Annotated in this window: 16 protein-coding genes; 6 read left to right on the forward strand and 10 right to left on the reverse strand. The window is 68.1% G+C overall.

Annotation, left to right across the window (positions count from 1 at the left end; translation table 11 throughout):
* Positions 1 to 110: 110 nt before the first annotated feature.
* A complete protein-coding gene (locus tag QZM35_RS08095; protein WP_089427140.1) occupies positions 111 to 1,625 on the reverse strand; it encodes a cytosine permease in 1,515 nt (504 codons plus the stop codon).
* 202 nt (positions 1,626 to 1,827) lie between these two features.
* Positions 1,828 to 2,475 carry a glutathione S-transferase family protein gene (locus QZM35_RS08100; protein WP_301775746.1) on the reverse strand — a complete coding sequence of 216 codons (648 nt, stop codon included), beginning with the start codon at positions 2,473 to 2,475 and terminating at the stop codon, positions 1,828 to 1,830.
* A gap of 105 nt (positions 2,476 to 2,580) precedes the next feature.
* Between QZM35_RS08100 and QZM35_RS08105 the strand changes: the two genes are divergently transcribed.
* A complete protein-coding gene (locus QZM35_RS08105) occupies positions 2,581 to 3,699 on the forward strand; it encodes a pyruvate dehydrogenase (RefSeq protein WP_089432929.1) in 1,119 nt (372 codons plus the stop codon).
* 18 nt (positions 3,700 to 3,717) lie between these two features.
* Here QZM35_RS08105 and QZM35_RS08110 read toward each other — a convergent pair whose 3' ends face one another.
* Positions 3,718 to 4,173 (reverse strand): MarR family winged helix-turn-helix transcriptional regulator, encoded by a 456-nt coding sequence (locus QZM35_RS08110; RefSeq protein ID WP_089432930.1) that lies wholly within the window; start codon positions 4,171 to 4,173, stop codon positions 3,718 to 3,720.
* Positions 4,174 to 4,346: 173 nt separating this feature from the next.
* Between QZM35_RS08110 and aceE the strand changes: the two genes are divergently transcribed.
* Positions 4,347 to 7,031 (forward strand): pyruvate dehydrogenase (acetyl-transferring), homodimeric type, encoded by a 2,685-nt coding sequence (gene aceE / locus QZM35_RS08115; RefSeq protein WP_301775747.1) that lies wholly within the window; start codon positions 4,347 to 4,349, stop codon positions 7,029 to 7,031.
* 59 nt (positions 7,032 to 7,090) lie between these two features.
* Here aceE and QZM35_RS08120 read toward each other — a convergent pair whose 3' ends face one another.
* The 3 genes from QZM35_RS08120 to QZM35_RS08130 are packed head-to-tail and all read right to left on the reverse strand — an operon-like array spanning position 7,091 to position 13,030.
* Positions 7,091 to 8,620 carry an efflux transporter outer membrane subunit gene (locus QZM35_RS08120; protein WP_301775748.1) on the reverse strand — a complete coding sequence of 510 codons (1,530 nt, stop codon included), beginning with the start codon at positions 8,618 to 8,620 and terminating at the stop codon, positions 7,091 to 7,093.
* Positions 8,617 to 11,790, reverse strand: a complete 3,174-nt coding sequence (locus tag QZM35_RS08125; protein WP_301775749.1) for an efflux RND transporter permease subunit — start codon at positions 11,788 to 11,790, stop codon at positions 8,617 to 8,619. The genes QZM35_RS08120 and QZM35_RS08125 overlap by 4 nt, the downstream gene beginning before the upstream one ends.
* A gap of 13 nt (positions 11,791 to 11,803) precedes the next feature.
* Positions 11,804 to 13,030, reverse strand: a complete 1,227-nt coding sequence (locus QZM35_RS08130; protein ID WP_089427134.1) for an efflux RND transporter periplasmic adaptor subunit — start codon at positions 13,028 to 13,030, stop codon at positions 11,804 to 11,806.
* 80 nt (positions 13,031 to 13,110) lie between these two features.
* Here QZM35_RS08130 and soxR point away from each other — a divergent pair, with 80 nt between their 5' ends.
* On the forward strand, positions 13,111 to 13,590 hold the full coding sequence (gene soxR, locus QZM35_RS08135; RefSeq protein WP_089427133.1) for a redox-sensitive transcriptional activator SoxR: 480 nt from the start codon (positions 13,111 to 13,113) through the stop codon (positions 13,588 to 13,590).
* 58 nt (positions 13,591 to 13,648) lie between these two features.
* Here soxR and QZM35_RS08140 read toward each other — a convergent pair whose 3' ends face one another.
* Positions 13,649 to 14,410, reverse strand: coding sequence for an SDR family NAD(P)-dependent oxidoreductase (locus QZM35_RS08140; RefSeq protein ID WP_301775750.1), 762 nt, complete (start codon positions 14,408 to 14,410; stop codon positions 13,649 to 13,651).
* 108 nt (positions 14,411 to 14,518) lie between these two features.
* Between QZM35_RS08140 and QZM35_RS08145 the strand changes: the two genes are divergently transcribed.
* The gene (locus QZM35_RS08145; RefSeq protein ID WP_301775751.1) at positions 14,519 to 15,430 is read left to right on the forward strand and encodes a LysR family transcriptional regulator; all 912 of its coding nucleotides are present in this window, start codon (positions 14,519 to 14,521) and stop codon (positions 15,428 to 15,430) included.
* A 24-nt stretch (positions 15,431 to 15,454) separates the two neighbouring features.
* Here the strand turns inward: QZM35_RS08145 and QZM35_RS08150 are convergent, their stop codons facing one another.
* Complete coding sequence (locus QZM35_RS08150) at positions 15,455 to 16,108, reverse strand: TetR/AcrR family transcriptional regulator (RefSeq protein ID WP_089427130.1); 654 nt, start codon at positions 16,106 to 16,108, stop codon at positions 15,455 to 15,457.
* A gap of 149 nt (positions 16,109 to 16,257) precedes the next feature.
* Here QZM35_RS08150 and QZM35_RS08155 point away from each other — a divergent pair, with 149 nt between their 5' ends.
* Positions 16,258 to 17,550: an NAD(P)/FAD-dependent oxidoreductase gene (locus tag QZM35_RS08155; RefSeq protein ID WP_089427129.1), complete on the forward strand. Its 1,293-nt coding sequence runs from the start codon at positions 16,258 to 16,260 to the stop codon at positions 17,548 to 17,550.
* 44 nt (positions 17,551 to 17,594) lie between these two features.
* The gene (locus QZM35_RS08160) at positions 17,595 to 17,993 is read left to right on the forward strand and encodes a DUF3331 domain-containing protein (protein WP_301775752.1); all 399 of its coding nucleotides are present in this window, start codon (positions 17,595 to 17,597) and stop codon (positions 17,991 to 17,993) included.
* A gap of 29 nt (positions 17,994 to 18,022) precedes the next feature.
* Here QZM35_RS08160 and QZM35_RS08165 read toward each other — a convergent pair whose 3' ends face one another.
* Together QZM35_RS08165 and ggt are read right to left on the reverse strand one after the other, a co-directional pair.
* Complete coding sequence (locus tag QZM35_RS08165) at positions 18,023 to 19,351, reverse strand: dicarboxylate/amino acid:cation symporter (protein ID WP_089427127.1); 1,329 nt, start codon at positions 19,349 to 19,351, stop codon at positions 18,023 to 18,025.
* Between the two features lie 228 nt (positions 19,352 to 19,579).
* Positions 19,580 to 21,331: a gamma-glutamyltransferase gene (ggt, locus tag QZM35_RS08170; RefSeq protein WP_301775753.1), complete on the reverse strand. Its 1,752-nt coding sequence runs from the start codon at positions 21,329 to 21,331 to the stop codon at positions 19,580 to 19,582.
* Positions 21,332 to 21,338: the final 7 nt, after the last annotated feature.

Below are 21,338 nucleotides of genomic sequence, written 5' to 3' on the forward strand. Positions count from 1 at the left end.
AGCGTAAAGCCGCCCCTCTGGCAACCACCCGCCCAAAAACGACGATGCCGCCGGCAGCTCTCCCGCGCGGCGGCATCGTCATTTGCGGCGCAACACACCACGCGCCGCGCTTACCCCTTCGGCTGGATCACCGGCGCGCCATTACCGCGCGCCGACTGCCCACCGCCCCGCACGAAGCGTCGCCCGTGCGGACCGTACACGCCATCCGGTTCCGGATACAGCATCAGCAGCACGAAATACAGCACGCCGCCCACCACCAGCGACACCGGCACGCTCAGATCGAGCCCGCCCGCGAGGTTGCCGAGCGGCCCGACGAACTGCCCCGGCAGGTTCACGAACGACAGCCCGACGAACGCGGCCGGCAGCCACGCGCCCATCGCGCGCACGTTCCAGCCGTGCGTGAACCAGTAGTGGCCGCCGCGCAGCCCGCGGTTGAACACCTGCAGGTCGTCCGCGAGATAGTAGCCGCGCCGCGTCACGTAGCCGATCACCATGATCGCCATCCATGGGCAACTGAACGTATCGATCAGCGTCGAGAACGTCGCGACGCTTTCGACGAGGTTGAACCAGAAGCGGCCGACGAAGATGAACGCGATCGCGATCGTGCCGATCAGCAGCGTCGCACGCACACGGTTCAGCAGGCGCGGGAACATGCTCGACACGTCGAGGCCGGTGCCGTACAGCGCGGTCGTGCCGGTCGACATCCCGCCGATGATCGCGATCAGGCACATCGGCAGCAGGAACCAGCGCGGCGAGATCGCGAGCAGCCCACCGACGTAGTCGTTCGACGCGATGAACGCGGGTGCCTTCGTCGCGATGATCGTCGCGGTCGCGAGGCCGAAGAAGAACGGCACGAAGGTCGCGATCTGCGCGGCGAACACGGCCCCCATCACGCGATGCTTCGGCGTGCGCTGCGGGATGTAGCGCGCCCAGTCGCCGAGCGTCGACGCGAACGATACCGGGTTGCTCAGCGCCACCAGCACCGCGCCGACGAACGCGGCCCAGAAGCCCGCGCTGCCCTGCTGCACCGTGCCGGCATAGCTCACGTCGAACAGGCCGGCGAACGCGAACAGGCCCGCGACGAACAGCACGCTCGCGGCCCACACGGCGATCTTGTTGACCCACAGCATGAAGCGGAAGCCGTAGATGCAGACGATCAGCACGAGCACCGCGAACACCATGTACGCCGCGCCGAGCGTGAAGCCGTTGACCGGCACGCCGACCATGTTGTGCGCGCCGCCGACGAGCGCGTCGCCCGAGCTCCACACCGCGAGCGAGAAGAACGCGATCGACGTGAGCAGCGCGAGGAACGAGCCGACGATCCGGCCGTGGATGCCGAAATGCGCGCCGGACGACACCGGGTCGCTCGTCCCGTTGCGCGGGCCGAACAGGCTCATCGGCGCGAGGATGCAGGTGCCGGCGAGTACGCCGAGCACGATCGCGCAGACACCCGCCTTGAACGACAGCCCGACCAGCACGGGAAAACTGCCGAGCACCGACGTGGAAAAGGTATTGCAGCCGCCGAACAGCAACCTGAACAGATCGATCGGCCGCGCATAGCGCGATGCATCGGGAATGCGCTCGAAACCGAACGACTCGACCTGCGTAATCCTGCCTTCACTCATTTGTCTCCTGCTCCTCTGGTGCGTCTGTAGCGCCCGCAACTGCGGCGATACGACACATCGTCATCGATTCGCGGCCACTCTAAACCGGATCGCGCGGCGCAAATATCACGCATTCGAGACGTTTACGACGAAGGAGAACAATGTTTCCCGGCAGGCCGGCAACCGGCGCCCGCGCCATCCGTCCGGCGCGGGCGATGCGAGGTCAGTGCGCGCCCTCCGCCGCCGGCGCGCGGCATGCGATCAGGCCCCGCTGAACGGCTTGCCGAGCCTCGATGCCGGCGAGCCACCGCTCGACGTGCGGGTAGTCGGCCAGATCGAGATCGAGTTCGGGCGCCGTGCGCAGCCACGGAAACGCGGCGATGTCGGCGATCGAGTAGCGCGGCGACGCGAGATACGCCGATTCCGCCAAGCGGCCGTTCACGACCCCATAGAGACGCCGCGCCTCGTTCCGGTAGCGCTCGAGCGCTTGCGCATTGACCATCTTCGATGCATGCAGGAACCACCAGAGCTGGCCGAGCATCGGCCCGATTCCGCCGATCTGGAAGTGCAGCCATTGCTGGACGGCCGTGCGCTCGGCCAGCGTGTCGGGATGCAGAACGCCCGTCTTCGCGGCGAGATAGCTGAGGATCGCGCCGGATTCGAACACGGTCAGCCCGGCGTCGTGGTCGACGATGGCCGGGATCTTGCCGTTCGGGTTGATCGCGAGAAACGCCGGGCTACGCTGCTCGCCGGCGGACAGGTTCACGTGCACGCGGTCGTAGGCGAGCCCGGCCTCTTCCAGGTAAATGGCGACCTTGTGCCCGTTCGGCGTGTTGGCCGTATAAAACGTGAGGGGATGCGTCGAGATCATGGTGGTCCTTGTCTTCCGGTTGTCGTTGCAACTACAATCGTTGCAATTGCAATCCTATGCCGGAACCGATAGCCCCGGCGACATGCCAGTACTCGAAGGAGGGACATGCAGACTGCGCGATCCGGTCCGCCCGTGCGGACACCCGACACCCGCCGCGCCGCGGCGGCCTGCCTCGACAGGCTGATCACGCAGCGGCTCGCGCCGCGTGGCCGTGCGGTGTCGCCGCTCGGCGCGATGCGCGCGGCCGCCGATTGCCTCGAACGCGATGCGGCGACAGCGGAACGCGTCTGGGTCGTCCGAGCCGATGCGCGGGAGCCGTCCGCAGATGCGGGAGCGCATCGCCGCATCAGTGCATGGCCGCTACGGTTTCTCGATGCGCGCAAGCGGTTCGAGAAGCCGCTGCTGTACCTGCTGCATGCGCGCGCGACCGACCGGCTGCGGCTGGCGTCGATCGAAACCATCGATCGCGGGATCTTCGTCAACGATGCCGAAACGGTCGCGTCGTCCTGGCCGAAAGGCGTGACGCCCGATGTCCCGCACTGGCTGGCCGCGAACCCCGCGTGCACGCCGTACGACCCGGCGTCGGGCCATGAGGCGATCGCGATCCTGCGCCACGCGCTGCGCACGCTCTATGTCGCCGGCCAGCCGGGATTCTGTTACCTCGCGAGCCACGACGACCTCGTACCCGATGCGAAACCGCTGTCGGCCACCGCGGCCCGCGATGCGTTCAGCGGCATGGTGCGGGCCGGCCGGCGCACGGCGGCCGGCGCGGCTGCGCAGATCCGGCTGTGCGGCGCGGGCAGCGCGCTCGCGCAGGTGCTGGAGGCGGCCGACCTGCTGCACGACGAATGGCGCATCGATTCGACGATCTGGAGCTGCCCGAGCTACACGCAACTCGCCCGCGACGGTCATGCAGCCGACCGGTGGAACCTGCTGCATCCGCACGACGAACCGCGGATCGCACATGTGCGCCGATGCATCGGCGACAGCCGCACGCCGGTGCTTGCGGTGACAGGCTACGCGGGGCACGTCGCCGCGCAGATCGGGGCGTTCGTCCCGGCCCGCTTCGCGGCGCTCGGCGCGGATCTGGCCGGCCCGGGCCCCGGCGCGCGCGCGCCGAATGCACGCTGGATCGCCGCGGTCGCGCTTCGGCTGCTGGCCGACGACGGCCGCGTGCCGGCCGACTGGGCCGCGCAAGCGATGCGCCGCTATGCGAGCGGCTGACGTGCGTGCCGGCTGACGCTACTTCGCGTCGGCTCCCGCGTCGCGCGCCGCGGCGGTCGCACGGTCGAGCGCGGCGGCCATCGCCGCCTGCTCCTTGCCGCCGAACTGATCGAGAAAGAGTTCCGAGACCGTCGACTGGTACACCTTCCACATCTTCTTGCGCAGCGTCCGCCCCTTGTCGGTGATGCTCGCATACGCGGCGCGGCCATCGTCCGCCGAACGGGCGCGCGTGACGAGCCCCTCCTGTTCGAGCCGGTCGACGAGCCGCGTGAGGTTGTAGCGCTCGATCGCGAGCACGTCGGCCAGCTCGTGCATGCGACGCGTGCCGTCGGGCCCGCTTTCGAGCCCCCACAACGCGTCGTACCACGCATAGGCCGGCAGGCCGGCCGCCGCAAGGCGGCGCTCGATCTCGCGAATCATCGTCCGGTGTGCGCGGACGAACGAGAACCACAGATCGGGTTCGGGTGCGCTCATGTCAGGTCGTTCCTCTCGTTGAATTGCAGTTGCAATTAAATTTTACCTCGATAACAATTGCCCTCATACGATTGCAATTGCAACCATCTGCCCGCCGATCGGCGGGCGTTCCGTCCCGCGTCGCGGCGCCACGACCGTCGCGCCGCGCAGCCTTATGCTTCTGGAGACATTGCATGACCGCACCTCTCGCGCTACCCGACATCGACCCGCAGGAAACCCGCGAATGGCTCGATGCGCTCGAATCCGTGATCGCGCTCGAAGGCCGCCCGCGCGCGCACTACCTGCTCGACCAGCTTTCCGATCTCGACGCGGCACGCCACGGCGACCTGCACGGCCGCGTGACGACCGCGTACGTGAACACGGTGCCGCGTGAACGGCAGCCGGCCTACCCGGGCGATCTCGCGCTCGAACGGCGCCTGAACGCGATGATCCGCTGGAACGCGATGGTAATGGTGTTGCGCGCCGGCCGGCTTTCGAACGTCGGCGGGCACATCGCGACCTACCAGTCGGCCGCGGTGCTGTACGACGTCGGCTTCGATCACTTCTTCCGCGGCCGCACCGATACCTTCGACGGCGACATGGTCTACATCCAGGGCCATTCGGCGCCCGGCATCTATGGCCGCGCGTACCTGGAAGGCCGCATCACGGACGCGCAACTCGACAACTTCCGCCGCGAGACCGGCCGCGAAGCGGGACGCGACGGGCTGTCGTCGTATCCGCATCCGCGGCTGATGCCGGATTTCTGGCAGTTCCCCACCGTGTCGATGGGGCTCGGGCCGCTCACCGCCGCGTATCAGGCGCGCTTCATGCGCTACCTCGAATATCGCGGGCTGAAAGCGCATCAGGGCCGCAAGGTCTGGGCCTTCCTCGGCGACGGTGAAATGGATCAGCCGGAATCGCTCGCCGCGATCTCGCTCGCCGGGCGCGAACGGCTCGACAACCTGATCTTCGTCGTCAACTGCAACCTGCAGCGCCTTGACGGCCCCGTGCGCGGCAACGGCAAGGTCATCCAGGAACTCGAAGGCACGTTCCGCGCGGCGGGCTGGAACGTCATCAAAGTGATCTGGGGCGCCGGGTGGGATCGCCTGCTCGAACGCGACACGACGGGCCTGCTGCGCCAGCGCATGATGGAATGCGTCGACGGCGACTACCAGACCTTCAAGTCGCAGAGCGGCGCGTACGTGCGCGAGCATTTCTTCGGCAAGTATCCGGAACTGCTTGAGCTCGTCGCGGACCTGTCCGACGACGACATCTGGAAACTGGCACGCGGCGGCCACGATCCGGAAAAGGTGCATGCGGCCTATGCGCAGGCGATGCGCGCGGACGGCCGGCCGACCGTCGTGCTCGCGAAGACGGTCAAGGGCTTCGGGATGGGCGAAGCCGGCGAAGGCCAGAACGTGAACCACCAGTTGAAGAAGATGAGCGCGGATGCCGTACGCGCGTTTCGCGACCGCTTCGCGCTGCCGGTCAGCGATGCGCAGCTCGACGAACTGCCTTATCTGAAGCCGGAGCCGGGCAGCGCCGAGGCACGCTACTTCGCCGAACGCCGTGCCGCACTCGGCGGCCACGTGCCGGCCCGCTTCAGCAGCGTGGCGCCGCTGCCGGTGCCGCCGCTCGCCGCGTTCGACGGTCAGCTCAAGGACAGCGGCGAGCGCGGGCTGTCGACCACGATGGCGTTCGTGCGCATCCTCGGCACGCTGCTGAAGGATCCGGCACTCGGCAAGCTCGTCGTGCCGATCGTGCCGGACGAATCGCGCACGTTCGGGATGGAGGGCCTGTTCCGCCAGATCGGCATCCACTCGCATCTCGGCCAGCTCTATACGCCGCAGGACGCCGGCCAGCTCAGCTACTACAAGGAAGCGAAGGACGGGCAGATCCTGCAGGAAGGCATCAACGAATCGGGCGCGATCGCGTCGTGGATCGCGGCCGGCACCGCGTACAGCAACCACGGCCTGCCGGCGATCCCGTTCTACATCTTCTATTCGATGTTCGGGCTGCAACGCGTCGGCGACCTCGCGTGGGCAGCCGGCGATGCACGTACGCGCGGCTTCCTGCTCGGCGCGACGTCGGGCCGCACGACACTGATGGGCGAAGGGTTGCAGCACGACGACGGGCACAGCCACGTGCTGTCGTCGGTGATTCCGAACTGCGTGTCGTATGACCCGACCTATGCGTACGAACTCGCGGTGATCGTGCGCGACGGCCTGCGGCGGATGTTCGCGGAACAGGAGGATGTGTACTACTACATCACGCTGCTCAACGAGAACTATCCGCACCCGGCACTGCCGGACGGCGCGGAAGCCGGCATTCTCAAGGGGCTTTACCTGCTGCGCGAAGGCACGTCGCGCACGGTCGAAGCGCCGCATGTGCAGTTGATGGGCAGCGGTGCGATCCTGCGCGAAGTGATCGCCGCGAGCGACCTGCTCGCGCAGGACTTCGGCGTGTCGAGCGACGTGTGGAGCGCGACGAGCCTGAACGAGTTGCGCCGCGACGGGCTTGCCGCGGAACGCTGGAACCTGCTGCATCCCGAGCAGGCGCCGCGCGTGCCGTACGTGCAGCAATGCCTCGACGGCCGCACGGGGCCGGTGGTGGTGGCGACCGACTACATGAAGATCGTCGGCGACCAGATCCGCGGGTTCGTCGACGGCCGGCGCTTCGTGTCGCTCGGCACCGACGGCTTCGGCCGCTCGGATACGCGCGACGCGCTGCGCACGTTCTTCGAGGTCGACCGGCACTTCATCGTGATCGCAGCGTTGAAGGCGCTCGCCGACGACGGCGCAATTCCGCGTGCACGCGTCGGCGAAGCCATCCGGCGCTACGGCATCGACATCGACAAGGTCGATCCGGCCAGCGTGTAATCAAGCGGCGGCGCGGCAGGCGGGATTGCCCGGCCTGCCGCGCCACCGCCCTGTCCACGCTACTGCGCTGACTGCTCCGCCTGCGCGAGCGGGCCTTGCTGCGGGCCCTGCCCCGTTCCCTGCGGCCAGCCGCCCGCCAGCGCCTTGTACAACGCCACCGTCGACGCCGCGCTGCGCATCTGCCCGTCGGCCGCCGCATCCTGCGCCTGCAGCAGCGTGCGTTGCGCGTCGAGCACTTCGTAGTAGTCGATCGCGCCCGCCGAAAACCGCGCCTGCGCCAACTGTGCGGCGCGCGCGCTGTCGGTCGCGGCCCGTACGAGATGATTCGTCTCGTCACGCGTGCGGGCGGTGCGCAGCAGCGCGTTCTCCGTTTCCTCCAGCGCCCCGAGCACGGTCTGCCGGTACTGCGCGAGCTGCCCGGCCGCTTCCGCGTCGCTCGCGGCGATCCGCGCACGCACGCGGCCGACGTCGAGGAACGACCAGTCGATGCCGAGCGCGATCAGGTTCGTGTCGCTGCCCGCGCGGAAGAACCCGTAGCTGCTCGTCGCACTGCCGAGCAGCCCCGACAGCGTGAAACGCGGAAACAGGTCGGCCGTCGCGACGCCGACGCGTGCGGTCGCCGCGTGCAGCCGTGCCTCGGCGGCCGCGACGTCGGGCCGCCGCCGCAGCAGGTCGCCCGGCGTGCCGGGATCGATGTCGGCGGCCAGCGCCGGCAGCGGCACGGGCGTGCCCGCCGACGCGGCTGCCTTCGGGAGATCGAAGCGGCCGATCAGCGCGTCCGGCGTCTGTCCGGTCAGCACCGCGAGCCGGTGCTCGTCGACGCCGATCGCCGCTTCGTACACGGCGATCCGCGACGTCGTCGATTCGTATTGCGCGCGCGCCCGCGCCGCATCGAGTTCAGAGCCTCTCCCCGCGCCGACGCGCGCATTGATCAGCGCGAGCGTCTGCTTCTGGTTGTCGGCGTTCTCGCGTGCAATCCGCAGCCGCTCCTGCGAGCCGCGCAGATCGACGTATGTGCTCGCCACCTCGCCGGCGATCGCGACGCGCACCGCACGCACGTCCGCCGCGCTGGCGGCCGTTTCCGCACGCTGCGACTCGATCGAACGACGCACGCGGCCGAACAGGTCGAGCTCCCACGCCGCATTGATCCCGACGCTGGACGTCGGCGTATCGCGCTGGCTACGCGGCGCGCGGAATGCCTGGTCCTTGCTCATCAGCTGATGGCCGATCTGCCCGCTCGCGGTGATCGTCGGGTAACGATCGAACGTCGCCTGTGACAGCAGCGCATTCGATGCGTCGTAGCGCGACACGGCGACCTGCAGGTCCTGGTTAGCCGCGAGCGCCGTGTCGATCAGCTGCGTCAGCACCGGATCGCCGAAGCCCCGCCAGAACGCGGCATCGGCATCGGCCGATGCGTCGGGCGGCATCTCCGGCGTCTCCGGCGTCGTACCGGACGGCGCCGCCGGATGCGCATCGCGCGCGAATCGCGCGGCCGTGGCCGTGTCGGGCCGCTTGAAATCGGGGCCGACCGCGCACGCGGCGAGCGTCACCGACATCGCGAGCGCGGAAAGACGGAAAGCGGCGCTCATCGGTTTTCTCCTTCGAGGGTGCCGTGGTGTTCGCTCCACACGGCCGGCGTGCCGCCCGCGAGCTTGCGGATCGCCACATAGAACACTGGCGTCAGGAACAGCCCGAACAGCGTGACGCCCAGCATCCCCGCAAACACGGTGATGCCGGTGGCCGCGCGCACTTCGCTGCCCGCGCCGCCGCCGATCAGCAGCGGCACCGAGCCCGCGATGAACGCGACCGACGTCATCACGATCGGGCGCAGCCGCAGCTTGCACGCTTCGAGCGCGGCGTCGATCACGCCCTTGCCCTGGATTTCGAGCTCGCGCGCGAACTCGACGATCAGGATCGCGTTCTTGCACGCCAGCCCCATCAGCACGACGAGACCGACCTGCACGAACACGTTGTTGTCGCCCCCCGACAGCCACACGCCGAACAGCGCGGCGCAGATGCACACGGGCACGATCAGGATCACCGCGAGCGGCAGCGTCCAGCTCTCGTACAGCGACGCGAGCACGAGGAACACGAGCATCACCGCGAGCGGGAACACGACGATCGCAGCGTTGCTCTGCGTGACCTGCTGATAGCTGAGGTCGGTCCATTCGAGCGTGATGCCCGGCGGCAGCACGTCCTTCGCGATCTGCTGCAGCTTCTCGATCGCCTGCGACGACGACATCACCTTCGGATCGGCATCGCCGATCAGGTTCGCGGCCGGATAGCCGTTGTAGCGAACGACCGGGTCGGGCCCATACGCGGGCGCCACCGTCACCATCGAGCCGATCGGCACCATCTCGCCCTTCGCGTTGCGCGTGCGCAGGTTCGCGATGTCGGCGGCCGTCTGCCGGTGCCCGGCATCCGCCTGCGCCATCACGCGGTACACGCGGCCGAACAGGTTGAAGTCGTTCACGTACATCGAGCCGAGATAGACCTGCAGCGTGCTGAACAGGTCGGTCAACGCGACGCCCTGCGCCTTCGCCTTCAACCGGTCGACCTTCACCTCGAGCTGCGGGATGTTCGCCTGGTACGAACTGACCGGATAGCTCATCCCCGGCGTCTTCGCGACCGCGCCCTGGAACGCGGTGAGCGCGTTCTGCAAGGCCCCGTAGCCGAGCCCGCCGCGATCCTCCAGGTACAGCGAATAGCCCGAGCCGTTGCCGAGGCCCTGGATCGGCGGCGGCATCAGCGCGTAGGTAATACCACCGCCGATGGCCGCGAAGCGCGCGTTCAGGTCCGCGTTGATCTGCGCGGCGCTGCGGTGGCGCTGGTCGAACGGCTTCAGGATCACGTACGAGTTCGTGATGTTCGGCGTGTTCACGCCCTGCAGCGCATTCAGCCCGGCAAACGCCGGCATCATCTCGACACCGTCGGTGCCGAGCGCGATCTTCGTCATCTGCTCGGTCACCTCGCTGGTGCGCGCGAGCGACGCGCCTTCCGGCAGCTTCGCGCCCGCGAACAGGTACAGCTTGTCCTGCACCGGGATGAAGCCGCCCGGCACCGCGTTGAGCAGCAGCGCGGTGGCCGCGAGCAGCGCCGCATAGACCGCGAACACCACGCCGCGCCGCTTCAGCGTGCGGCCGACGAAGCCGTGATAGCGATCGGAGCTGCGGTCGAAGAAGCGGTTGAACGGCTGGAACAGCCAGCCGAACGCACGGTCGAGCCCACGCGTGAGCGCATCCTTCGGCGCATCGTGCGGACGCAGCAGCTTCGCGGCGAGCGCGGGCGACAGCGTCAGCGAGTTGATCGCGGAGATCACCGTCGAAATCGCGATCGTCACCGCGAACTGCCGGTAGAACTGGCCCGTGACGCCGGACATGAACGCCATCGGCACGAACACCGCGCACAGCACGAGCGCGATCGCGACGATCGGCCCCGACACCTCGCGCATCGCCTGGTGCGCGGCGTCGCGCGGGCTCAGGCCCTGCGCGATGTTGCGCTCGACGTTCTCGACGACCACGATCGCATCGTCGACGACGATCCCGATCGCGAGCACGAGCCCGAACAGCGTCAACGTGTTGATCGAATAACCGAGCAGATAGAGCCACGCGAACGTGCCGACCACCGACACGGGCACCGCGACGAGCGGGATGATCGACGCGCGCCACGTCTGCAGGAACAGGATCACGACGAGCACGACCAGCACCACGGCCTCGATCAGCGTGTGCTGCACCGCGCGGATCGATTCGCGCACGAACACCGTCGGATCCCACACGGGCCGGTACGCGACGCCGGGCGGGAAGCGCTTAGACAGTTCGTCGAACTTCGCATACACGGCCTTCGCGACCTCGAGCGCGTTCGCACCCGGCGACAGGAAGATGCCGACCACCGCCGATGGCTTGTCGTTGAAATACGAGCGCAGCGTGTAGTCGCCCGCGCCGAGTTCGACGCGCGCGACGTCGGACAGCTTCACGACCTGCCCGTCGTCGCCGGTGCGCAGCACGATGTCGCCGAACTCCTGCACCGTGCGCAGCCGGCCGCGCACGTTGATCGACAGCAGGAAGTCGTTCTTCTTCGGCGACGGCTCCGCGCCGAGCTGACCGGCCGACACCTGCACGTTCTGCTCGCGCGCGGCGGCAATCACGTCGCTCGCGGTCAGCCCGCGCGACGCGAGCCGGTTCGGGTCGAGCCACAGCCGCATCGCGTAGTCGCCGGAACCGGACAGGCCGACGTCGCCGACACCCGTGAGCCGCGACAGCTCGTCCTTCACGTGCAGCGTCAGGTAGTTGCGCAGGTACAGCGAATCGCGGCTGTTGTCCGGCGAATAGAGGCTCACGTACATCAGCGGCGTGGGCGACTGCTTCTGCGTGGTCACGCCGTACTGGCGCACCTCGTCGGGCAGGCGCGACAGCGCCTGGCTCACGCGGTTCTGCACGCGCACGGCGGCCGTGTCGGGATCGACGCCCTGCAGGAACGTGACGACCACCTGCAGGCTGCCGTCGGAACCGGCGACCGACTTCATGTACATGATGCCTTCGACGCCGTTGATCGCCTCTTCCAGCGGTTCGGCAACCGATTCGGCGATTTCCTTCGGGTTCGCGCCCGGGTACGTCGCGCGCACGACGACGCTCGGCGGCACGACTTCCGGGTATTCGCCGGCGGGCAGCATCGGGATCGAGATCAGGCCGATCGCGAAGATGACGATCGACAGCACGACCGCGAAGATCGGCCGGTCGATGAAGAATCGGGAGAAATCCATTGGCTGTCTCCCGTTACTGCGCGGCCGGCGCGCCGGCATCGGCGACGGCCTGCGTGCCGTTGACCGGCCCGTTGCCCGCGCCATTGCCGGCACCGGCGTCGGCGCGGGCGGGCAGCGTCTTCGGCTTCACCTGCGCGCCCGGATAGTAGATCCGCTGCATGCCGTCGACGACCACGCGGTCGCCCGCCTGGATCCCCTTCTCGATGATCCGCTCGCCCTCCACCCCGCGGCCGATCGTCACGTCGCGGCGCAGCGCCTTGTCGCCGGGCCCGATCACATACACGTACTTGCGATCCTGGTCGGTGAGCACGGCCTTGTCGTCGACGAGCAGCGCATCCTGGTCGCGGCCGCTGACGAGCTGCACGCGCGCATACAGGCCCGGCGTAAACGTATGGTCCTCATTCGGCAGCCGCACGCGCGCGCGGATCGTGCCCGTTTGCGGGTCGAGCCGGTTGTCGAGGAAGTCGACGGTGCCCGCATGCGGGAAGCCCGTCTCGTTCGCGAGGCCCACGCGCACCGGATCGGCGCCGATCGCGCGATGTTTCGGATCGGCGCGCCGCGCGTTGTAGCGCAGGTAGCTCTGTTCGTCGCAGTCGAAATACACGTAGACGGGGTTCTGCGACACGACGGTCGTCAGCAGCGTGTCGTCCGCGCGCGCCAGGTTGCCGACGGTGGCGACCGCGCGGCCGACGCGGCCCGCGATCGGCGCGCGCACTTCGGTGAAGCCGAGATTGAGCTTCGCATCCGCGACGGCCGCGTCGGCCGCCTGCAGGTCCGCACGCGCCTGCTCGGCGGTGGCGCGCGCGTTGTCGAGTTCTTCCTGCGACGTCGCATGCGCATCGATCAGCGTCTGCACGCGCTTGAGCTGCACGTTCGCGAGGCTCGCGGCCGCACGGGCCCGCTGCAGCTGCGCATTGGCGCGATCAAGCGCGATCCGGTACGGGCGCGGGTCGATCTCGAACAGCAGCGCGCCCTGCGCGACCAGGTCGCCTTCCTTGTAAGCGACGCGCTGCAGATAGCCGCTTACGCGCGGCCGCAGTTCGACCGCGTCGACCGCTTCGACGCGTCCGTTGAATTCGTCCGCGAGGCGGATCGTGCGGGGTGCGATGGTGGCGACGCCGACTTCGGGAAGGGATTGGGCCGACGATGCGCCTTTGCCGTCGTGACAGCCCGACAACGCCAGCAGCAGTGCACAGGCCGCGCCCAAAGGCGACGTCCTGCGTAGGGATAAGGAGAGCATGATGCCTCGCGACGGGTTAAACTGCCGCGTAGCATAAAAGTTGAAGTTAACTTCAAGTCAAGTTTTCCCGGAGGGGCAACATGGGTATCCAGGAAACACCGCAATGGCCGCTGATGTCGATCCGCGAAGTGGCCGCGCGCAGCGGCGTGCCGGCGTCGACACTACGGTTCTACGAGACGCGCGGGCTCATCAAGTCGCATCGCAACGGCTCGAGCCATCGCCACTATTCGCGCGCGGTGCTGCGGCTGATCGCGTTCATCGTGTTCGCGCAGAAGATCGGCTATTCGCTCGACGAGATCGCCGAGCAGCTCGTCAGCCTCCCCGAGGACACCGCGCCGAGCAACAAGGACTGGCAGCGGCTGTCGCGCGGCTGGAAGCAGCGCGTCGCGAGCCGGATCGAGGAGTTGCAGCGCCTGTACATCAACCTCGACGAATGCATCGGCTGCGGCTGCCTGTCGCTGAAGCGTTGCAAGCTGACGAACCCGGAAGACCGCGCGGGCCGCAACGGGCCCGGCGCGCGGCGCTGGCTCGGCGACAAGCCGCCCACGGATATCGCATGACCGGCGGGCCGGATGTGGCGCGCGATGCCGCCGCATCCGGCCACCTGGGTAGATTGCGTCACCCGACCCGCCAGCCGCCGTTCACCGCGATCGTCGCACCGGTGACGAACGACGCACGCGGCCCGGCGAGCCACGCAACCGCGTCCGCGATATCGTCCGGATGCCCGGCGCGGCCGGCCGGCGTCTGTTCGCGGATCGTCGCCGCAATGGCCGGCGCGACGCCGCTTTCGCCGAAGAAGCGCGTGTCGGCGATATAGCCGGGCGCGACCGTATTGACCGTGGCGCCGCGCGGCCCGAGTTCGCGCGCGAGCGCGACGGTGAACCCTTCGACGCCGGCCTTCGCCGCCGCGTACGCCAGGCCACCCGGCAGCAGGCTGCCGGCGCGCGCCGCGATCGAACCGATGTTGACGATCCTCGCGGCGCGCTCGGCCAGGTGCGGCAGCACCGCCATGGTCGTCACGAACAGGCTTTTCAGGTTCGCGTCGAGCACGGCGTCCCACACGCGCTCGGCCTCGCCTGCCTCCGTATCCGCGCCGACGCGGCCGGTCGCCCCCGCGTTGTTGACCAGTACGTCGATGCAAGGGCACTGCGCGACGATCGCGGCAACCGCCGCCTCCGCTTCGCACCGCACGCTCAGATCGGCCGCCCGCCCGATCGCCATGCCGCCGAGACGCGCAACTGCCGCTTCCAGCCGCGCCGCGTCGCGCCCGACGATCGCGACCCGATACCCGTCCGCCACCAGCCGGCGCGCGATTGCGAAGCCGATCCCGCTCGACCCGCCCGTGACGATTGCCGTTCGCTGCTGTTCGATCCCTGTCATGACCTGCCCTCCCGAATGTCGACCGTTGATGACAAGGCCATTCTGGGCACCACAGTGTGATAGGTAAAATACGAATTCGATGATCCACTGATACGCAAAAGGTATCGCATGATCGATCTACGCCAGTTCAGGCAATTCATCGCGGTCGCCGAGACGCTCAGTTTCCGGCGTGCGGCCGAGCGGCTGCACATGGCGCAACCGCCGCTCAGCGCGGCGATCCGCAAGCTCGAGGACGAGCTGGGCGTCGTGCTGTTCGAGCGCGACAACCGCGGCACGGCGCTCACGCCGGCCGGCGACGCGTTCCTGCTCGAAGCACGGCGCGCGCTCGAACAGGTCGAGCGCGCGGTGGCCGTGGCCCGCCGCGCGGGCGCCGGCCTCGGCGGCACGCTACGGTTGCGTTTCGTCGACAGTACGGTCAACGCGCTGCTGCCGCTGATCCTCCGCGCGTTCCAGGAACGCCATCCGGACGTCGATTTCCAGCTCGAGGAAGGCACGACCGCCGAGCAGGTGCTCGCGCTGCGCCAGGACCGCACGGACGTCGGCCTCGTCGTGCTGCCGGTGGCCGATGCGGGCGACGTGCGCGTCGAGCCGCTGCTGCGCGACCGGATGGTCGCCGCGCTGCCCGATGGTCACCGGCTCGCACACCGCCGGCGCATTGCGCTTGCCGAACTGGCGGACGAACCGTGGATCATGTTTGCCGCGCACCACGGGCCCGGCATGCACGCGCTGATCGTGACCGCATGCGCGCAGGCCGGCTTCGCGCCGCGCATCGTCCAGCAGCCGCGCCAGATGCAGACGACGGCCGGGCTCGTCGCGGGCGGCATCGGCGTCGCGCTGATGCCGCGCCTGTTCGTGCCGATGCAACCGCCAGGCATTACGTTCTGCGAACTGACGGGTGCGGGAAGCCCGCTCGCGTACGAGCTGGCGATCGCGTACCGGACGCCATCGCCGCTCGTCGAAGCGCTGCGCGAGATCACGCGAAGCGCGGTGCGCGAACTGGGGTGGGTGCTGGCGACATGACCGCGCACGTCACGCGCGCCGTGCTCAGCCGCCGACGACGTTGAACGCAATGTCCACCACGGCCTGCCGGAACGCGTCCTGCCGCGTGGGCAGCGACGTGTACTCCAGCATCATGTGACTGTATGACACAGTCGTGCCGATCGCGCTCGCGATCATGAAGAACAGCACCGCCGGATCGACCGGGCGGATCACACCGGCCTCTACCGCCTCCGACAGCAGCGGAAACATCACGTCGTAATACGGGCGCACGAGCCGCGCCTGCAGCCGGTCGAGCCGCGCGCCCACTTCGGTCGCCGCCGTCGAGAAGAACATGCCCAGGTCGGGCTCGTCGAACTCGTGGTCGACACACAGCTCGATCGCGCGCCGTACACGGTCGCGTTGCGGCAGCGGCGACGTGCGCAACGCGCGCAGCGCGTCGAACATCGGCTCGGCCAGCTCGGCGATCTGCTCGACGACCGCCAGCCACAACGTTTCCTTCGTCCCGAAATGGTGCGCGATCAGCGCCGCATCGACACCCAGCTCGCGCGCGACTTCGCGCACGCTCGTGGCGTCGTAGCCACGCTTCGCGAACGTGCGGCGCGCGGCCCGCAATATCACGTCCGGCCCCACGGACGCCCCGGCCAGCGGCCGCCCTCGCATACGCCGCTTGGCCGGCGCGCGCTCAGTGACTTCAGCCACGTCTTCCTGCTCTCCTTGAATGATTCGAATACCCGTGTTCCGGCCCCGCTCGAACGACGCCGAACACCGGGTGACCTGCCCCGCTCCGTTGACACGCGAAGCCGGGAAGCGCTAGGATCATACCTTATTCATCACGTGATGATTTATCCATGACAACCCCTACACGCATCGTCATCGTCGGCGGCGGGATCGCCGGCCTGCAGCTCGCCACCCGCCTGGGCGAGCGCCTCGGCCGGTCCGGGCGCGCCCAGGTGACCGTCGTCGACCGCAGCCCGACCCACATCTGGAAGCCGATGCTGCACACGATCGCGGCCGGTACGCGCGACGTGCAGCAGCAGCAGGTGATCTTCCTCGCCCATGCACGTGATCACGGTTACACATACCAGCCCGGCGAACTGACGGGGCTCGATCGCGCGCGCCGCCGCGTGCAGCTCGGCGAGATCCGCTCGCAGGACGGCGAACTCGTGCTCGACGCACGCGAACTCGAATACGACGTGCTGATCTTCGCGCTTGGCAGCCAGGCCAATGATTTCGGCGTGCCGGGCGTGCGCGAGCACTGCTATTTCATCGACAGCCAGAAGCAGGCCGAGACTTTCAACGAAGCGTTGCGGATGCGCGTATTTCGCAGCATCGCGCGCGACGAGCCGTTTCGCGTCGCGATCGTCGGCGCGGGCGCGACCGGCGTGGAACTCGCGGCGGAGCTGAGCCGCTTGCTGGAAGTGGCACAGGCGTACGGTGACGCGACGGTGCGCGAGCGGCTGCAGCTCACGCTGCTCGAGAGCGGCCCGCGCATCCTCACCGCGTTTCCGCCGCGGATTTCCGCGTCGGCGCAGCGGCGGCTCGAACAGATCGGCTTTCATGTGCTGACGTCCACCCGCGTCACGTCGGCCGACGCAAACGGCTTTCACTACGGCGACGGTTCGTTCGCGGAAGCGGACCTGATGGTGTGGGCGGCCGGCGTGAAGGCGCCCGATTTCATGCAGGCGCTCGACGGGCTCGACACGAATCGCGCGAACCAGATCGTCGTCGGGCCGACGCTGCAGGCCACCGGCGACGAGCACGTGTTCGCGATCGGCGACTGCGCGAGCCTGCTGCCCGACGGCCAGGAACGGCCGCTGCCGCCCACCGCGCAAGTCGCGACGCAGCAGGCCGAGCATCTCGCGAAGCACCTGCCCGCGTGGCTCGACGGCACGCCGATTCCGCCGTTCGCGTTCCACGATTTCGGCGCGCTCGTGTCGATCAGCGACTACGACGCGTTCGGCACGCTTGGGCAGTTCGGGTTCTTTCGCGGCGGCTTCATCCAGGGGCGTTTCGCGCAATTCAGCCACCTGATGCTCTACCGGCGGCACCAGCAGGCGCTGCACGGCTTCTCCAAGGCGACCCTGCTGTGGATCGCCGAACGGATCAACGGCTGCGTGCAGCCGCGCATCCGCCTGTCGTGATACCGCACGTGGCGGTGTCGCATAACGTTTCGAGGAAAACCGACATGAACAACCGTTTAGCGCCCTGGCTCATGACCGTTGCCGCGATCAGCAGCTTCGACATGCCGTCCCTCTCGTGGGGCGCGCCGCGGCGGCGCAGCGTCACGCGCGACCGGCTGCCGTCGTGGGACGCGACGAGCCAGCCGTCCATCAGCGTGCTCGAGCGGCCCACGGCCGACACCGTGATGATTTCATGGCGCGACGCATGCACCGGGCACTACGGTTATCAGAAGTGGCGGCTGTTCACCACGCGCAAGCGCGGCGTGTGCGCGCTGTCGGGGCAGCCCATCGAGATCGGCGACAGCGTCTATGCGCCGCAATTGCTCGGCTCGACGCCGGGCAACGCCGCCGCGATGGTGCTGGCCGCGTGCCTCGACGCGGCCCGCCCCGCCGAGGCGGCCTGACAGCCCGGGATTCGACCCGGGGCCCCGCTTCAGCCAGAGGTGACGCGATCCGTATCGCGAACCGCCTCGTTCATGCGTGCTTCGGCTTCCGCATCCAGCCGCGCCGCATTCGCTTCGGCTTCTGCTTCCGGCATCAGCTCGCCTTCCCATTTCGCGACCACCGCGCTGGCGATCGAGTTGCCCACCGCGTTCGTGGCCGAACGGCCCATGTCGAGGAACGTATCGACGCCCAGAATCAGCAGCAGCCCGGCTTCCGGAATGTTGAACTGGTGCAGCGTCGCGGCGATCACGACGAGCGACGCGCGCGGCACGCCGGCCATGCCTTTCGACGTGAGCATCAGGATCAGCAGCATCGTGACCTGCGTGCCGAGCGACAGGTGAATGCCGTAGGCCTGCGCGATGAACAGCGACGCGAACGTGCAGTACATCATCGAGCCGTCGAGGTTGAACGAATACCCCATCGGCATCACGAAGCTCGAGATCTTGCGACGCACGCCGAAACGGTCGAGCGCATCGAGGATCTTCGGATACGCGGCTTCCGAGCTCGCGGTCGCGAACGACAGCATGAACGCTTCCTTGATCAGCGCCAGCAGCTTGAACACGCGGCGGCCGAGGAACAGCAGGCCGGCCGCGACGAGCGTGCCCCACAGCAGGAACAGGCTCAGGTAGAAGTCGCCCATGAACACCGCGAACTTCAGCAGGATCGACAGGCCGTTGATCGCGACGGTCGACGCCATCGCCGCCAGCACCGCGAGCGGCGCGAGCTTCATCACGTAGCCGGTAATCTTCAGCATCACGTGCGCGAGCTGGTCGATCGCTGCGACGAGAATCTTGCCGCGTTCGCCGAGCGACGCGAGCGCCACGCCGAAGAACATCGAGAACACGACGATCTGCAGGATCTCGTTGTTCGCCATCGCCTCGGCGATCGATTTCGGCACCATGTGGCCGACGAAATCCTTCAGCGTGAACTTGGACGTCGCCAGATGCGCGGACGCGCCGATATCCGGCAGCGGCAAACCGAGGTTCTCGCCCGGGCGCAGCAGGTTCGCCATCAGCAGGCCGAGCAGCAGCGAGATCAGCGACGCGGTGAAGAACCAGCCGAGCGCCTTCACGAACACGCGGCCCACCGACGACGCGTCGCCCATGTGCGCGATGCCGACGACCAGCGTCGAGAACACCAGCGGGCCGATCACCATCTTGATCAGCCGCAGGAACACGTCGGACACCAGCGAGATGTAGCCGGCGATTTCCGCCGCCGACTGTTTGTCCGGCAGCTGCGTATAGATCATGTAGCCGATCAGGATGCCGGCCGCCATCGCGAGCAGGATCCAGCCTGCCGCGGACATTCGTTTGTTCATATCGGAATTCGACGCACGGGAAGATGTTGACGGATGAAAGGCGCGCATTCCTGTGCCGTGCCAGGGTGCGCGCGTGGCGAGCCGGTCGTGCCCGGTGTATCGGGCACGGTCGCCGGCGCCGGTCAGGCTCGCGGATCTCGGCGAACTGACGCGCCGCCGCCGCAACGGCATTCGCGCGAGGGCGAACGCCGTTGCGGAGCAGCGATTCATCAGCATGAAGCGATCAGGTCAGTAACCGATTGCCGAACCGGCCGGACGGCGCGGATCGTTGTAGCCGTAGATGAAGCCGACGCGCACGTTCCCGGACACGGACGAATCGTTCCCGGAACTCTGGCGGCTCGCCGCTTCGGTGCCCGCCAGGCCGACCATGATCAGCTCGGCGGCGCCCCACGGCGTCTGCTCGACCATCTTGTAGCCCATGTTGCGCAGGATCGCGAGCGTGTCGGGCGACAGGCCGTAGGTTTCGTAATAGACCTCGTCGGGCAGCCACTGGTGGTGAATGCGCGGCGCGGTGACCGCGTCCTGCGGCGTCATCCCGTAGTCGATCACGTTCAGCACGGTCTGCAGCGTGATCGTGATGATGCGCGAGCCGCCCGGCGAGCCGACCACCATGAACACCTTGCCGTCCTTCTTCACGATGGTCGGCGCCATCGACGACAGCGGACGCTTGCCCGGCGCGATCGAGTTGCGCGTGCCCTGCACGAGACCGAACAGGTTCTGCGCGCCGACCTTCACGGTGAAGTCGTCCATCTCGTCGTTCAGGAAGAAGCCCGTGCCCGGCGCGATGACCACGGCGCCGAAGCGGCCGTTGACCGTATAGGTCGTCGACACCGCGTTGCCGTCGTGGTCGATGATCGAATAGTGGGTCGTCTCCGGCTTCTCGTGCACGCCGACGCCCGGCTGCACGTCGACCGACGGCGTCGCCGTATCCGAGTGGATGCTATTGCGGATCTGCGCCGCGTATTCCTTGCTCGTCAGCTTCGCGACCGGGTTGTCGATGAAGTTCGGGTCGCCGAGCAGCGTGTTGCGATCTTCGTATGCGTGACGCATCGCTTCGGTCATGTAGTGCACCGCCGCGGCCGAATGGTAGCCAAGCTTGCGCATGTCATACCCTTCGAGGATGTTCAGCGTCTCGCACATCGTCACGCCACCCGAGCTCGGCGGCGGAGCCGACACGAACTCGTAGCCGCGATACGTGCACGTCAGCGGCGCCATGTCCTGCGCACGGTACGACGCGAAATCCGCCGCCGTGATCAGGCCGCCACCCTTCCTGGCCGCCGCCTCGACGATCTTCGGGATCTCGCCGTGATAGAACGCGTCGGGGCCCTGCTCCGCGATGCGCTCGAGCGTGCGCGCCAGGTCCTTCTGCACCAGGCGATCGCCCGGCTGCAGCGGCGTGCCGTCCGGACGCAGGAAGATGCGGGCCGCTTCCGGATCCTTCCTGAAGCGGTCGATCGTCGTGTCGAGGATGTCCGTATCGCCACGCGTCAGCACGAAGCCGTCGCGCGCGAGGCGGATCGCCGGCGCCATGACCTGCTTGCGCGTCAGCTTGCCGTACTTGCGCTGCGCGAGATCGAGGCCCGCAACCGTGCCCGGCACGCCCACCGCACGATAGCCGTACAGGCTGTCGTCCGGAATGACGTTGCCCTTCGCGTCGAGATACATGTTCGCGGAAGCCGCAGCCGGTGCGGTTTCGCGGAAATTGATGAAGCGGTCACGGCCGTCGGCCAGGTGGACGGTCATGAAACCGCCGCCGCCGATGTTGCCGCAGCACGGATTGGTCACGGCCTGCGCGTAACCGACCGCCACCGCGGCGTCCACCGCGTTGCCGCCTTCCTTCAGGATGTCGACGCCGATTTGCGACGCGAAGTGCTGCGACGAAACGACCATGCCGTTCTTCGCTTCGACCGCGGGGTCCGATGCGGCGAACGCGCACACGCTCATGGCCGACAACAGGGTGAGTACTACGAGCCGCCTCATGACGGGA

Origin of the sequence: Burkholderia sp. AU45274, from assembly GCF_030482505.1 — a bacterium.
In the GTDB taxonomy this organism is placed as follows: domain Bacteria; phylum Pseudomonadota; class Gammaproteobacteria; order Burkholderiales; family Burkholderiaceae; genus Burkholderia.

What these genes read in the sequence shown, in the direction of transcription:
- QZM35_RS08160 (WP_301775752.1), top strand. Translation starts at nt 17,595, where the DNA reads ATGAACAACCGTTTAGCGCCCTGGCTCATGACCGTTGCCGCGATCAGC.
- QZM35_RS08120 (WP_301775748.1), bottom strand. Translation starts at nt 8,620, where the DNA reads ATGAGCGCCGCTTTCCGTCTTTCCGCGCTCGCGATGTCGGTGACGCTC.
- QZM35_RS08130 (WP_089427134.1), bottom strand. Translation starts at nt 13,030, where the DNA reads ATGCTCTCCTTATCCCTACGCAGGACGTCGCCTTTGGGCGCGGCCTGT.
- QZM35_RS08100 (WP_301775746.1), bottom strand. Translation starts at nt 2,475, where the DNA reads ATGATCTCGACGCATCCCCTCACGTTTTATACGGCCAACACGCCGAAC.
- QZM35_RS08105 (WP_089432929.1), top strand. Translation starts at nt 2,581, where the DNA reads ATGCAGACTGCGCGATCCGGTCCGCCCGTGCGGACACCCGACACCCGC.
- ggt (WP_301775753.1), bottom strand. Translation starts at nt 21,331, where the DNA reads ATGAGGCGGCTCGTAGTACTCACCCTGTTGTCGGCCATGAGCGTGTGC.
- soxR (WP_089427133.1), top strand. Translation starts at nt 13,111, where the DNA reads ATGGGTATCCAGGAAACACCGCAATGGCCGCTGATGTCGATCCGCGAA.
- QZM35_RS08155 (WP_089427129.1), top strand. Translation starts at nt 16,258, where the DNA reads ATGACAACCCCTACACGCATCGTCATCGTCGGCGGCGGGATCGCCGGC.
- aceE (WP_301775747.1), top strand. Translation starts at nt 4,347, where the DNA reads ATGACCGCACCTCTCGCGCTACCCGACATCGACCCGCAGGAAACCCGC.
- QZM35_RS08110 (WP_089432930.1), bottom strand. Translation starts at nt 4,173, where the DNA reads ATGAGCGCACCCGAACCCGATCTGTGGTTCTCGTTCGTCCGCGCACAC.
- QZM35_RS08095 (WP_089427140.1), bottom strand. Translation starts at nt 1,625, where the DNA reads ATGAGTGAAGGCAGGATTACGCAGGTCGAGTCGTTCGGTTTCGAGCGC.
- QZM35_RS08140 (WP_301775750.1), bottom strand. Translation starts at nt 14,410, where the DNA reads ATGACAGGGATCGAACAGCAGCGAACGGCAATCGTCACGGGCGGGTCG.
- QZM35_RS08165 (WP_089427127.1), bottom strand. Translation starts at nt 19,351, where the DNA reads ATGAACAAACGAATGTCCGCGGCAGGCTGGATCCTGCTCGCGATGGCG.
- QZM35_RS08125 (WP_301775749.1), bottom strand. Translation starts at nt 11,790, where the DNA reads ATGGATTTCTCCCGATTCTTCATCGACCGGCCGATCTTCGCGGTCGTG.
- QZM35_RS08145 (WP_301775751.1), top strand. Translation starts at nt 14,519, where the DNA reads ATGATCGATCTACGCCAGTTCAGGCAATTCATCGCGGTCGCCGAGACG.